Source organism: Mycobacterium kyorinense, assembly GCF_002101735.1.
Taxonomy (GTDB): Bacteria; Actinomycetota; Actinomycetes; order Mycobacteriales; family Mycobacteriaceae; genus Mycobacterium; species Mycobacterium kyorinense.
The window spans coordinates 82,116-96,657 of the sequence record NZ_LQPE01000132.1; the positions used below are offsets into that span (position 1 = coordinate 82,116).

Consider the following 14,542-nt stretch of genomic DNA (forward strand, 5'->3'; position numbering starts at 1 on the left):
CATGGCTACACTCCGGATGCTCGGCGGCCATAGTCGCCGAACGGCTCGTCGCGGTGCTTGACCGCGTCCCGGAAGCCGTGCTCGACCGCGTCGGCGACAAACGCATGGCCTTCCGGCGTGTGCCGCGCGATGCCGTCGAACACGGTGCTGACCATCCTGCTGGTCGCCACCCCCTGCTGCAGCAACGCGGAATTCAGCGCCAGCTTGACCATGATCAACTGGTTGACCGGCACCGCCGCAATCCGCTCGACGAGTCGCTCGGTGCGCTCGTCGAGCTCCTTGGGGTCGGGCGCCTCGACCGCCAGGCCCCACTCGGCGGCTTGCGCGCCGGTGATGCAATCGCCTGTCAGCAGAAGCCGTTTGGCGCGCTGGTCGCCCAGCCGGTGGGCCCACAGCCCCGCGGCCGGCACTCCCCACACCCGGGTCGGCGGGTAGCCGATCTTGGCGTCCGCGGCGGCGATCACCTGGTCGGCGTGCAGCGCGATGTCGGTGCCGCCGGCCACGCAGTAGCCGTGGATCTTGACTACCGTCGGCTTGTCGGCGTGCATCAGGCTGGAGAACCCGCGCACGAACCGGCTCATCATCTGGTAGTCGATCATCGGGTCCCACGGTTGGTTGGGCAGGTGGTTGACGGCCTGGGTCTTACCGTCGAGCACGGTGCCCTTGTAGGCGTCGCCGCCACCGGCCGACGACGAGCCCTCGGCGTAGGCGCTCAAATCGAAACCGGCGCAAAACCCTTCACCGCGGCCGGAGACCAAGATGACGTGCACATTGGGGTCCAAGTCGGCGCGCTCGACGAGCGCGGAGAGTTCCAGCGGCGTGTCGGCGATGATCGCGTTGCCCTTTTCCGGGCGGTTGAACGTGATTCGCGCAACCCGGTCGGTGACCTCGTAGGTCATCGTTTTCAAATTGTCGAAGTCGACGGGTCGGATCGCGTGAGTCATCCCTTGACCATCGCACGCTCGAGGATCGGCGCCAGATCCAGTCCCGCGGGCATCGTGCCGTAGGCACCGCCCCACTGGCCACCGAGCCGGGTGGCCAGGAACGCTTCGGCAACCGCGGGATGGCCATGACGCACCAGCAGCGAACCCTGCAGTGCCAGGCAGATGTCCTCGGCGACCTTGCGGGCCCGGTACTGGATCGTGTCGAAGTCGCCGAGTTGCGGCCGGAGGCTCTCGGCGTGTGCGTCCAGCCGCGGATCCTGCCCCGCGCTCTTGGCCAGCTCGGCGAACAGCACCTCGACGCATTCGGGCCGAGTTGCCATGGCGCGCAACGTATCCAGCGCACTGACGTTGCCGGAGCCCTCCCAGATGCCCATCAGCGGCGCCTCCCGGTACAGCCGCGCCATGCCGAAGTCCTCGATGTAGCCGTTTCCGCCCAGACATTCCATGGCCTCGGCGGCGTGCGGGGTGGCTCGTTTGCACACCCAATACTTGGTGGCGGCCAATCCGATTCGGCGCAGCAGCGCCTCGGTCTCGTCGCCGCGGACCGCGTTGTCGGTGGCACCGGCCATCCGCATCGCGACCATGGTGGCCGCCTCGGCCTCAACTGCCAAGTCCGCCAGCACGTTACGCATCAGCGGTTGGTCGATCAGATACGCGCCGAACGCCTTGCGGTGCTGGGCGTGGTGGACGGCGCGGGTCAGGCCGGTGCGCATGCTGGTGGCGCTGCCCAGCGCGCAGTCCAGCCGGGTCAGGTTGACCATCTCGATGATGGTCGGCACACCGCGGCCCTCCTCGCCGACCAGCCAGGCGATCGCGCCGTCGTACTCGACTTCGCTGGAGGCGTTCGCGTGGTTGCCCAGCTTGTCCTTGAGCCGCTGCAACAACATTCGGTTGCGGCTGCCGTCGGGCAGCACCCGCGGCAGCAGGAAGCACGACAACCCGCCCGGCGCCTGGGCCAGCACCAGGAAGATGTCGCACATCGGTGCCGACGTGAACCACTTGTGCCCGGTGAGGCGGTAGCTGCCGTCGGCGTTGCGGGTGGCCTGGGTGGTGCCGGCGCGAACGTCGGAGCCGCCCTGCTTTTCGGTCATCGACATGCCCGCGGTGATTCCGGCCTTGGCCGTCGGCACCCTGAGTTCGGGGTCGTAGACCCGGCTGGTCAGCAACGGCTCGTAAACCGTTGCCAGCTCTGGGTTGTGCCGCAACGCGGGAACGACGGCGTAGGTCATCGAGATCGGGCACATGTGGCCGGGTTCGGCGGTCCACACGCTGGTCTTGGCGGCCCGCACCACGTGCGCGCCCGGCGTGGTGTCCGCCCACGGGGCGGCATGCAGGCCGTGCGCGATGGCCGTGCGCATCAGCTCGTGATACGCCGGGTCGTACTCGACTTCGTCGATGCGGTGGCCGTAGCGGTCGTGGGTGTGCAGGATCGGCCGGTTGCGGTCGGCCCGCTCGCCCCAGCGTTGGGTCTGCGCCGAACCGGAGATCGCGCCGAGCTCGGTGACCTCGTCGAGGCCCCACTGCCCGCCCTCGCGGATCAGCGCCTCGACGAGAACCGGCGACGTGGCGGGATTGTGGTCTTCCAGCGGCGGAACCTGGTTGGTGACGGCGTGCGTGTCTGGCATGCCTCTAGTGTTACATTTTTTCGACAACCGCACAAGAGACGTAATGCTCAGTCGGCGTGGCCGGCGAAAAACCGCCATAGCGTGGGCGTCGCGAATTGGGGCCACTCGTGGCCCCCGCCGTCGACGGTCATCAGGACGACGCTGCGGTTGTCGGGACACTCGGCGGTCGAGGTGGTGACCCGGCGCTCGGTGCTGGTGGTAGGCGGTGCGCAGTGGTCGACGTTGCGCCAGAAGGCATTTACCTGCGGCACCGGTGGGCCGTCGATGTGGGCGACGCCGGCGCCGCGTCCGCCGTTGTAGCGGATGTTCTGGTCGCCGGTGCCGTGGATGTGCATCACCGATGTGCGATGCGGCGAGGAGCAGGGGTCGAGTTGGGTGGCCGCATCGGGACCGATCGCCGCGAACATGCCGGTATGGCACGCCAGCGTGTAGGCCATGATGCCGCCGTTGCTGATACCGGTGGCGTAGATCCGCGACGCGTCGACCCCGATCGCGTGGCTGATCTCGGTGACCGTCGCCGTGATGAAGCCGACGTCGTCGACGCCGTCGCGGTCGGGTTGGCCACAGCATCCCCCGCCGGTGTTCCAGGCCCGCCCGACGCCGTCGGGATAGGCGACCAGAAATTTCATCGAGTCGGCCAATTGGTTCCAGCCGTAAGCCTTTTCGGCTTGCCGCGCGCTGCCGAACCCGCCGTGCAGCATCACCACCAGCGGCGCCGACTCCGGCAGCCCGGCCGGCTTGTACACCCGATAGGTCCGATCCAGGCCGCCGACGCTGATCGTGTGCACGCTGGTCCCGTCCGGCAATGCGGCCGTCGCGGGCGGGGACGCCGAGCACGCCGCCACCGTCGCGAGCACACCGAGCAACGCAGCGAGGCGGGCGAACATGGCTACCCGACGCGGTCGCGCAGGAAGGCGATGTCGTCTTTGCGGCCCTCGTCGGCGGTTTCGCAGACGACGGGCGCGTTGGCCGCTTTCACCACTGCGACCAGCAGCTCGGGATCGATTTGGCCGGAGCCGATGTTGGCGTGGCGATCCGCGCCAGAGCCCGCCGCGTCCCGGGAGTCGTTGCAGTGCACCAGATCGATGCGGCCGGTGATCGCCTTGATGCGATCTACGGCGTCGATAAGCGCCTCGCCTGCCGCCCACGCGTGGCAGGTGTCCAGGCAGAACCCGATACCCGTGTCGCCGATGTGGTCCCAGAGCCGCGCGATGGTCTCGAAGTGGCGGGCCATCGCGTGGTCGCCGCCTGCGGTGTTCTCCAAGTACACCGGCACGTCGGTTTCCAGGCGCTCCATCGCCTTTCGCCAGCGTTCGCAGCCGGCGGCGATGTCGTCGTCGTCGACATGCCCGCCGTGCACGATCACGGCGGTGGCCGCGATCTCGGCTGCCGCATCGCAGGTGTCCTGGAGAATCTTGCGTGACGGGATGCGCACCCGGTTGTTCGCCGATGCGACGTTGATCAGGTACGGCGCGTGGACGTAGAGCGGCACGGACGACTCGCGCAGGGTTGCCGCGTCGTCGCGCGGTTTCGGTTTCTTCCAGCTCTGCGGATTGCCGAGGAAGATCTGCACCAAATCGGCACCCTCGGCCGCCGCGGCGGCCAGCGGATCCTTCGGGCTTACATGCGAACCGATCAGCATTGAGCAGAGTCTAGTGGGTCGCGCTCCTCCGCGAGCAGACGCAGAATCGCACGTTTTTGTGCCCAATCGTGCGATTCTGCGTCTGCTCAGCCGGCCAAGCGCGGTGTCGCTAGGTGGCCGTTGATCCGTGCTACCAGGCCGAACGGATCGCCGCGGATGTCGTCGACGGTGATCGGAATAGTTGTCCAGCCGCATTCCTGCAGCCGGGCGGTTTTCAGCCGGTCGTGCAGCAGGGCGTCACGGCCCACATGCCACTCGATGCTGTCGTATTCTGCGACGAGCATCGCTTCGGGCCATGCGAAATCGACGCGCCAGATTCTGCCGTAGTGATCGGCAATGCTGTACTGAAGCTCTGGCATTGGTAGTCCACCGTCGATGAACACCAGCCGCGCCTCACTCTCCATCGGCGACTCGGAGCGGCCGTCGGCGTAGTCGATCAGTTCGCGAACCTTGACGATGCCGCGACGGCCTTTCTGTTCGCGGATGGCGCCGTGCAATTCGCCTTTAGTGCAAGCGCCGACATGCAAGGCCGCGTCGAACGTCGCCAAGGCTCGTGGGCGTCGCAAGGTCCGTGCGAATTCGATCGCCGTCCATGCCGGGGCGGTTGCCAGTCGGCCCTCGACTCGTCGCAGCGGAGCACCGATTCGCTGGTGCACCATCAGGTTTCGCGACGGGCGCATCCGTACACCGGGATCAAGCACGTGAACGCGCGACGTGCTCTCGGTATCAAAGCCGTATAAAGCTGCAGCTGTACCCATACAGGCGACCGCATGACGCCCCATGAAGAGATCGAGTGCCGCTAAGCGGCCCAACAGGTCGGGTTCAGCAGCGGCGTAAATGCCGTACCACACCCTGATAAGACCGCCGTTCTTCACCTGGACGTCGAGTTCCTGGCGAGTCATCACCGAAAGCAACTGCGATGTCGTCGCGAAGCCGCCGCCCGCCGCTAGGACGGCTATAGCATCGACGCGCACGCCGGAAGCATGCGAGGGTTTCAGGGAATCGGCGAGTCAGCCTTGGGGATGGCGCAGTGAGCAGACGCAGAATCGCATCGCCAGGGCACCTGGCGTGCGATTCTGCGTCTGCTCGCGCTACTTAGCGGTAGTCGGAGTAGCCGTAGTCGTCCAGCGGGACCGCGGCGCCGGTGGCCTGGCCGAAGTCCGGGCTGTAGTACTGATCCTCGTACGACGGGATCGTGTACGCCGCGGCCCGGGCCTCCTCGGTCGGCTGCACCTGGATGTTGCGGTAGCGGTTGATCCCGGTACCGGCCGGGATCAGCTTCCCGATGATCACGTTCTCCTTCAGACCGTTGAGCTTGTCGCTGCGGCAGTTGATCGCCGCATCGGTCAGCACTCGCGTGGTCTCCTGGAACGACGCCGCACTCAGCCACGAGTCGGTGGCCAGCGACGCCTTGGTGATACCCATCAGCACCGGGCGACCGGCGGCGGGCTCGCCGCCCTCGGCCACCACCCGACGGTTCTCGGCCTCGAACTCCGCGCGGTCGATCAGCGAGCCGGGCAGGAACTCCGTCGAACCCGAGTCGATGATCGTCACCCGGCGCAGCATCTGCCGGACGATCACCTCGATGTGCTTGTCGTGGATCGACACACCCTGGGCCCGGTAGACCTCCTGGACCTCCTTGACGAGGTGGATCTGCACCTCGCGCGGGCCCTGCACGCGCAGCACCTCGTGCGGGTCGGCCGAGCCTTCCATCAGCTGCTGACCCACCTCGACGTGGTCGCCGTCGGCGAGCAGCCGCTCGGTGCCGTCCTCATGCTTGAACACCCGCAGGCGTTGCCGCTTGGAAAGCTTGTCGTAGACCACTTCCTCGCCGCCGTCGTCGGGGACGATCGTGATCTTGTAGAACCGCTCGCCCTCCTCCAGACGCACCCGGCCGGTGACGTCGGCGATCGGCGCCTTACCGCGCGGCACCCGGGCCTCGAACAGTTCCTGCACGCGAGGCAGACCACCGGTGATGTCCTCACCGACACCACCCTGGTGGAAGGTGCGCATGGTCAGCTGCGTGCCGGGCTCGCCGATGGACTGGGCGGCCACGATGCCGACGGCCTCGCCGATGTCGACCAGCTTGCCGGTGGCCATCGACCGGCCGTAGCAGGTGGCGCACACGCCGGTGCCGGTCGCACAGGTCAGCACCGAGCGCACCTTCACCGACGTGATGCCCGCCGCCAGCAAGGCGTCGATCTCGGGGTCACCGAGGTCGTGCCCGCGGGCGACGACGACGTTGCCCTTCTCGTCCACCGCGTCGGTACCCAAAGTGCGGGCGTACGCAGAGGTTTCGATGAACGGGTCGCGGATCAGGGTGCCGTCGGGCGCACGCTCGGCAAGCTCGACGGTGATGCCGCGCTCGGTGCCGCAGTCGGCCTCGCGGACGATGACATCCTGGCTCACGTCCACCAGACGACGGGTCAGATAACCCGAGTCTGCGGTACGCAACGCGGTGTCCGCCAACCCCTTCCGTGCGCCGTGGGTGTTGATGAAGTACTCCAGCACCGTCAGGCCCTCACGGAAGCTCGACTTGATCGGCCGCGGGATGAACTCACCCTTCGGGTTGGTCACCAGACCCTTCATGCCGGCCAGCGTCCGGGTCTGGGTGAAGTTACCCGTGGCCCCGGAGTCGACGATCGTGATGATCGGGTTGTCGTCGGGGTAGTGCTCCCGCAGCGCCTGACCGACCTCGTCGGTGGCTTCCTTCCAGATCTCCACCAGCGCCTCGTTGCGCTCGTCGTGGTTCAAAGCACCGCGCTGGAACTGCTTTTCGACCTTGTCGGCCCGCTCTTCGTAGGCGTCGAGGATCTCTTTCTTGCGCGGCGGAACCAGCACGTCGGCCATCGACACCGTGACACCGGAGCGGGTGGCCCAGTAGAAGCCGGCGTCCTTGAGCTTGTCGACGGTCTGCGCGACGACGATCATCGGGTAGCGCTCGGCCAGATCGTTGATGATCGAGGCCTGCACCTTCTTGTGCATCTGCTTGTTCACGAACGGATACCCGACCGGCAGCAGCTCGTTGAACATCACCCGGCCCAGCGTGGTCTCGGCCATCCAGGAATCCCCTGGCTGCCAACCATTCACGCCGAACAGTTCGGCTTCGATCTCGGCGGGCGGACGCAGCTGGGAGAGCCGCACCTTGATCTTGGATCGCACGCTCAGCACGCCGCGGTCCATCGCCATGATGGCCTCGGCCGGCGACGCATACACCCCCGACTCCGGACGGTCCTTGGCGGCCGGCACGTATTCGCCTTTGTCGCCGGGAACTTCGGTGGTCAGGTAGTACAACCCGGTCACCATGTCCAGCCGCGGCATGGCCAACGGACGGCCCGACGCCGGCGACAGGATGTTGTTACTCGACAGCATCAGGATGCGGGCCTCGGCCTGTGCCTCCGCACTCAACGGCAGGTGCACCGCCATCTGGTCGCCGTCGAAGTCGGCGTTGAACGCCTCACACACCAACGGGTGCAGCTGAATCGCCTTGCCCTCCACCAGCATCGGCTCGAAGGCCTGGATGCCCAACCGGTGCAGGGTCGGTGCGCGGTTCAGCAGCACCGGGTGCTCGGCGATGACCTCTTCGAGCACGTCCCACACCTGCGGACGCTGACGCTCGACCATCCGCTTGGCGCTCTTGATGTTCTGCGCGTGGTTGAGGTCGACGAGCCGCTTCATCACGAACGGCTTGAACAGCTCGAGCGCCATCAGTTTGGGCAGACCGCACTGGTGCAGCTTGAGCTGCGGACCGACGACGATGACCGAACGACCCGAGTAGTCGACGCGCTTACCGAGCAGGTTCTGGCGGAACCGGCCCTGCTTGCCCTTGAGCAGATCGCTCAAAGACTTCAGCGGACGGTTGCCCGGCCCGGTGACCGGGCGGCCGCGACGGCCGTTGTCGAACAGCGCGTCGACGGACTCCTGCAGCATCCGCTTCTCGTTGTTGACGATGATCTCGGGCGCGCCGAGGTCGATCAGCCTCTTGAGCCGGTTGTTGCGGTTGATCACCCGGCGGTACAGGTCGTTCAGGTCGGACGTGGCGAACCGACCACCGTCGAGCTGCACCATCGGGCGCAGCTCCGGCGGGATCACCGGCACCGCGTCGAGCACCATGCCCATCGGCGAGTTGCCGGACTGCTGGAAGGCCGCCACCACCTTCAAACGCTTCAAAGCGCGAAGCTTCTTCTGTCCCTTGCCGTTTCGGATGACCTCGCGCAGCGCCTCGGCCTCGGCGTCGATGTCGAAGTTCTCGATGAGCTTCTGAATCGACTCCGCGCCCATCGCGCCGGTGAAGTACTCGCCGTAGCGGTCGACGAGCTCGCGGTAGAGGTTCTCGTCGACGATCAGCTGCTTGGGGGCCAGCTTGGTGAAGGTGTTCCAGATGTCCTCGAGCCGGTCCAGCTCACGCTGGGCCCGGTCGCGGATCTGGCGCATCTCGCGCTCGCCGCCGTCGCGAACCTTGCGCCGCGCATCGGCTTTCGCGCCTTCGGCCTCCAGCTCGGCCAGGTCGGCCTCGAGCTTCTGAGCCCGCGCCTCCAGGTCGGCGTCGCGCTGGTCTTCCACCGCCTTCTTCTCGACGGCCATCTCGGCTTCGAGCGTGGACAGCTCGTTGTGCCGCATCTCCTCGTCGACGCTGGTGATCACGTACGCCGCGAAGTAGATGATCTTCTCGAGATCCTTGGGCGCCAGGTCCAGCAGGTAGCCCAGCCGCGACGGCACACCCTTGAAGTACCAGATGTGCGTCACCGGGGCGGCCAGCTCGATGTGGCCCATCCGCTCACGACGCACCTTGGCGCGAGTCACCTCGACGCCGCAGCGCTCACAGATGATGCCCTTGAAGCGCACCCGCTTGTACTTGCCGCAGTAGCACTCCCAGTCGCGAGTCGGTCCGAAGATCTTCTCGCAGAACAGGCCGTCCTTCTCCGGCTTCAACGTGCGGTAGTTGATGGTCTCCGGCTTCTTGACCTCGCCGTACGACCACTGACGGATGTCTTCCGCGGTGGCCAGGCCGATGCGGAGTTCATCGAAGAAGTTGACGTCTAACACGTAACTCCCTTTCCCCTTGCGGGACTAGAAAACAATCAGGCTAAATCTTCTACGGACGCAGATTCGTTGCGGGACAAGTTGATTCCCAGGTTCGCTGCAGCACGCTCGAGGTCCTCGTCGTCGCCGTCGCGCATCTCGATCGCGGCGCCGTCAGACGACAGCACCTCCACGTTCAGGCAGAGCGACTGCAACTCCTTGAGGAGCACCTTGAACGACTCGGGGATGCCCGGCTCGGGGATGTTCTCGCCCTTGACGATCGCCTCGTACACCTTGACCCGGCCGACGGTGTCGTCGGACTTGATGGTCAACAGCTCCTGCAGCGTGTACGCCGCGCCGTAGGCCTGCATGGCCCAGCACTCCATCTCACCGAACCGCTGGCCACCGAACTGCGCCTTACCGCCCAGCGGCTGCTGGGTGATCATCGAGTACGGCCCGGTGGAGCGGGCGTGGATCTTGTCGTCCACCAGGTGGTGCAGCTTCATGATGTACATGTAGCCGGTCGTCACCGGGTACGGGAACGGCTCACCGGAGCGCCCGTCGTACAGGATCGCCTTGCCGTCGCCGTCGACCAGCACGTCGCCGTCGCGGTTGGGCAGCGTCGAGGACAGCAGCCCCTGCAGCTCCTCCTCGCGGGCACCGTCGAACACCGGCGTCGAGACGATCTTGTTCGGCTCGGCCTCCAGCAGCTCCTCCGGCAGCTTGGCGGCCCAGTCGGGCTTGCCCTCGACCTTCCAGCCGCTGTGCGCGCACCAGCCCAGGTGGGTTTCCAGGATCTGGCCGATGTTCATCCGTCGCGGCACCCCGTGGGTGTTGAGGATGATGTCCACCGGTGTGCCGTCCGGCAGGAACGGCATGTCCTCGACGGGCAGGATCTTGCCGATCACACCCTTGTTGCCGTGCCGGCCGGCCAGCTTGTCGCCGTCGGAGATCTTGCGCTTCTGGGCCACGTACACGCGGACCAGCTCGTTGACGCCGGCGGGCAGCTCGTCGTCGTCCTCGCGGGAGAACACCCGGATGCCGATGACCTTGCCGGACTCGCCGTGCGGCACCTTCAGCGACGTGTCGCGGACCTCGCGGGCCTTCTCGCCGAAGATCGCCCGCAGCAGCCGCTCCTCCGGAGTCAGCTCGGTCTCCCCCTTCGGGGTGACCTTGCCGACCAGGATGTCGCCGTCGCGGACCTCGGCACCGATGCGCACGATGCCGCGCTCGTCCAGGTCGGCCAGCACCTCGTCGGAGACGTTGGGGATGTCCCGGGTGATCTCCTCGGCGCCCAGCTTGGTGTCGCGGGCGTCGATCTCGTGCTCCTCGATGTGAATCGAGGTCAGCACATCCTCTTCCACCAGGCGGTTGGACAGGATGATCGCGTCCTCGTAGTTGTGGCCCTCCCACGGCATGATCGCCACGAGCAGGTTCTTGCCGAGCGCCATCTCGCCGTTGTCGGTACACGGGCCGTCGGCGATCACCTGGCCGGCCTCGACGCGCTGGCCGGCGTCCACGATCGGACGCTGGTTGGCGCAGGTGCCGTGGTTGGACCGGGCGAACTTGCGCAACCGGTAGCTCTGCCGGGTGCCGTCGTCGGCCATCACCGTGATGTAGTCGGCCGACACCTCCTCGACGACGCCGCTCTTGTCGGCGACGACGACGTCACCGGCGTCGATCGCGGCGCGCAGCTCCATGCCGGTACCGACCAGCGGCCGCTCGCTGCGTACCAGCGGAACCGCCTGGCGCTGCATGTTCGCACCCATCAGGGCGCGGTTGGCGTCGTCGTGCTCGAGGAACGGGATCATCGCGGTGGCCACCGACACCATCTGGCGCGGCGAGACGTCCATGTACTCGACCTCGGACGAGGACACGTACTCGACCTCGCCGCCCTTCCGGCGGACCAGGACGCGATCCTCGGTGAAGCGGCCCTCGTCGTCGATCGGCGAGTTGGCCTGCGCGACGACGTGGCGGTCCTCCTCGTCGGCGGTCAGGTACACCACCTCGTCGGTCACCCGGCCGTCGACCACCTTGCGGTAGGGGGTCTCGATGAAGCCGAACGGGTTGACCCGGGCATACACGGCCAGCGAGCCGATCAGACCGATGTTCGGTCCTTCCGGGGTCTCGATCGGGCACATCCGGCCGTAGTGGCTCGGGTGCACGTCGCGGACCTCCAGGCCGGCCCGCTCCCGGGACAGACCACCCGGGCCGAGCGCGTTCAGGCGACGCTTGTGGGTCAGCCCGGACAATGGGTTGTTCTGGTCCATGAACTGCGAGAGCTGGCTGGTGCCGAAGAACTCCTTGATGGCCGCCACGACCGGACGGATGTTGATCAGGGTCTGCGGCGTGATCGCCTCGACGTCCTGGGTGGTCATCCGCTCGCGGACCACCCGCTCCATCCTCGACATACCGACCCGGATCTGGTTCTGGATCAGCTCGCCGACGGTACGAATGCGCCGGTTGCCGAAGTGGTCGATGTCGTCGGTCTCCACCGGTACCTCGACACCGCCGGGTACGGTCATCGTGGCGTGGCCCTCATGCAGCCGCACCAGGTACTCGATGGTGGCGACGACGTCCTCTTCGGTGAGCGTCGTGGTGGTGATTGGGCTCTCGGTGTTCAGGCCGAGCTTCTTGTTGACCTTGTAGCGGCCCACCCGGGCCAGGTCGTAGCGCTTCTCCTTGAAGAACAGGTTCTCCAGCAGGGTCTGCGCGGACTCCTTGGTGGGCGGCTCGCCCGGGCGCAGCTTGCGGTAGATGTCGAGCAGCGCCTCGTCGGTGCCAACGGTGTTGTCCTTCTCCAGCGTCGACATCATGATCTCGGAGAAGCCGAACCGCTCGGTGATCTGCTCGTTGGTCCAGCCCAGCGCCTTGAGCAGCACGGTGACCGGCTGACGGCGCTTGCGGTCGATGCGCACACCCACGGTGTCACGCTTGTCGACGTCGAACTCCAGCCACGCGCCGCGGCTGGGGATCACCTTGACCGAGTGCAGGGTCTTCTCGGTGGACTTGTCGATGGTCTCGTCGAAATACACGCCGGGCGAGCGGACCAGCTGGCTGACGACGACGCGCTCGGTCCCGTTGATGATGAACGTGCCCTTCTCGGTCATCATCGGGAAGTCGCCCATGAACACCGTCTGGCTCTTGATCTCGCCGGTGTTGTTGTTGATGAACTCCGCGGTGACGAACAGCGGCGCCGCGTACGTCATGTCCTTGTCTTTGCACTCGTCGACGGGGGCCTTGACCTCGTCGAAGCGCGGGTCGGAGAAGGACAGCGACATCGAGCCGGAGAAGTCCTCGATCGGGGAGAGCTCGTCGAGCACCTCTTCGAGGCCGCCCTTGGGCGCGACGTCGCCGCGCGCGGTCGCTTTCTCACGCCACTCCGGCGTGCCGATCAGCCACTCGAAGGAGTCGGTCTGCACGTCCAGCAGCCCGGGGACCTCGAGCGGTTCACGCAGCTTCGCAAAAGAAATTCGGTTAGGTGCCCCGGGAACGGAGCTATTGGAGGAAGTTTGACGGTTTGTCTTGCTCTGGCGGGAGACTGCCAAGATGCATCCTTCCAGCACCTCGTGCGACTAACGGGGAGCCGGCGGCCACCGGACCTTTCGCCGCGATAACTGTGTCGGTTCGGCTGGCGGACGATCTGTCCAAATCTCACGCACACGGCTAGATCGCTGAGCCGGAAACGGGCTCAGGCTAGGACCACGGTGTCAAGTGGCGGGTGAGATGGGCAGGAGGCAGCCAGCGCAACGTCCAACGATAGCGCAGGACTGCGCATTCCTCAACTACCGTGCTCGGGAACCTCGGCGATCCGTGCGCTGGCCGCCGCTTCGGGATTCCCCTGCACACATGCTGCCCAACAGACTGACCCCTTCCGGCTCGTCCGTCAAGGGTTGACGCGCCAACTTGTCAGCGAGAACTCCTTCCCGGCACGGCCGCGGTGTGACTCGACTATTGAGTGCGGATGGTCTCGGTGGGCGCGTCGTAGTCGCGGTGGCGGCCACGGTCCTCGCCGCCGAAGTCCCGCTCGTGCGCCGGGTAGTCCTGCGCGGAGCCCTCGAGGGACTCGAGGATTGCTTGCTGGGCGTTCTTGGGCAGCAGGTGCAGGTTTTCCCGGACTCGGGCCTGACGGCGGGCGACGGCCTTGCGCTCCGGCATGCCCGGGGTGGCGGTGATCTGCGGCGGCACGCCCTCGATCTCCTCGACGCCGCCGCCGTGGTGGCCGGCCTCCAGGTGGGCCTGCTCCTCGGCCATGGTGGCCTCGTCCTTTTCCTCCGACATACCGATCGGGCCGATCCGGCGGCCGTTGAGGAACTGCTTGACGACGGGCTCGTCGCTGGTCAGCAGCACCTCGCGCGGCCCGAACATGACCAACTTGCGACGGAACAGCATGCCCATGTTGTCCGGCACCGTGCGGGCGATGTTGATGTTGTGCGTGACGATCAGAATCGTGGCGTCGATCTGGGCGTTGATGTCGATCAGCAGCTGGCTCAGGTAGGCGGTACGCACGGGGTCAAGACCCGAGTCCGGCTCGTCACAGAGGATGATCTGCGGGTCGAGCACCAGCGAGCGCGCCAAGCCGGCACGCTTTTTCATACCGCCGGAGATCTCACCGGGGAACTTCTTCTCGTCGCCGGCCAAACCCACGATCGCCAGCTTCTCCATGACGATGTCACGGATTTCGCTTTCCTTCTTCTTTGTGTGCTCACGCAACGGGAACGCGGTGTTGTCGTAGATGTTCATCGACCCGAACAGCGCGCCGTCCTGGAACATCACCCCGAACAAAGTGCGGATCTCGTAGAGCTCCTTGGCCGAGCACTCGGTGATGTCGACGTCGTCGATGATGATCGAGCCGCGCTCTGGGCGCAGCAGCCCGATCAGCGACTTCAAGAACACCGACTTACCGGTACCCGACGGGCCCAGCAGCACGCTGACCTCGCCCGGCGGGATATCCATCGTGACGTCTTCCCAGATTCGCTGGGATCCGAAGGACTTGGTAAGTCCCTCAACCCGGATTGCCTTGCCCATGCGAATCCTCCCGATGACGAGGCTGTCTGGCCTGTGGTTTCAGTCACTTTAGCCTACCCGGGCGGCGGGCAACACGCCTATCGATCGCCTACCCGCCGGTAGGTGTGTCAAGACTGCGCCCCGCTTCGCCGCGCCTGCGATCGCCGTCTAGATGAGTGATTCCTATCCCGGTCAGTGGTCGTAGGCGATCAGTGATCGTTTGGTGGGGTGTTGATTTTCCAGTTGTGCCAGATCACGGCGGCCAGTGCGAGTAAGCGTTGAGCGATGCGGGCGAAGACACC

The 14,542-nt window shown here is 66.2% G+C and carries 8 protein-coding genes and 1 pseudogene; all 9 read right to left on the reverse strand.

Annotated features, from left to right (window positions below; genetic code table 11):
- Positions 1–5: 5 nt before the first annotated feature.
- Positions 6–944, reverse strand: coding sequence for a crotonase/enoyl-CoA hydratase family protein (locus tag AWC14_RS16020; RefSeq protein WP_045382618.1), 939 nt, complete (start codon positions 942–944; stop codon positions 6–8).
- Positions 941–2,569, reverse strand: a complete 1,629-nt coding sequence (locus AWC14_RS16025) for an acyl-CoA dehydrogenase family protein (RefSeq protein ID WP_045382622.1) — start codon at positions 2,567–2,569, stop codon at positions 941–943. Before AWC14_RS16025 ends, AWC14_RS16020 begins: the two co-directional genes overlap by 4 nt.
- 47 nt (positions 2,570–2,616) lie before the next feature.
- Entirely contained in the window at positions 2,617–3,456 is an 840-nt protein-coding gene (locus AWC14_RS16030; RefSeq protein WP_045382625.1) for a CE1 family esterase, read from the reverse strand.
- A gap of 2 nt (positions 3,457–3,458) precedes the next feature.
- Positions 3,459–4,211 (reverse strand): deoxyribonuclease IV, encoded by a 753-nt coding sequence (locus AWC14_RS16035; RefSeq protein WP_045382628.1) that lies wholly within the window; start codon positions 4,209–4,211, stop codon positions 3,459–3,461.
- An 86-nt stretch (positions 4,212–4,297) separates the two neighbouring features.
- Complete coding sequence (locus AWC14_RS16040) at positions 4,298–5,185, reverse strand: hypothetical protein (RefSeq protein WP_052425650.1); 888 nt, start codon at positions 5,183–5,185, stop codon at positions 4,298–4,300.
- Positions 5,186–5,306: 121 nt separating this feature from the next.
- Positions 5,307–9,257: a DNA-directed RNA polymerase subunit beta' gene (locus tag AWC14_RS16045; protein WP_057003256.1), complete on the reverse strand. Its 3,951-nt coding sequence runs from the start codon at positions 9,255–9,257 to the stop codon at positions 5,307–5,309.
- A gap of 35 nt (positions 9,258–9,292) precedes the next feature.
- Positions 9,293–12,781: a DNA-directed RNA polymerase subunit beta gene (gene rpoB, locus AWC14_RS16050; RefSeq protein WP_045385170.1), complete on the reverse strand. Its 3,489-nt coding sequence runs from the start codon at positions 12,779–12,781 to the stop codon at positions 9,293–9,295.
- Between the two features lie 403 nt (positions 12,782–13,184).
- Entirely contained in the window at positions 13,185–14,261 is a 1,077-nt protein-coding gene (locus AWC14_RS16055) for an ABC transporter ATP-binding protein (RefSeq protein WP_045385166.1), read from the reverse strand.
- Positions 14,262–14,432: 171 nt separating this feature from the next.
- Positions 14,433–14,542 (reverse strand): annotated as a pseudogene (locus AWC14_RS28265) (IS982 family transposase); the annotation flags it as partial.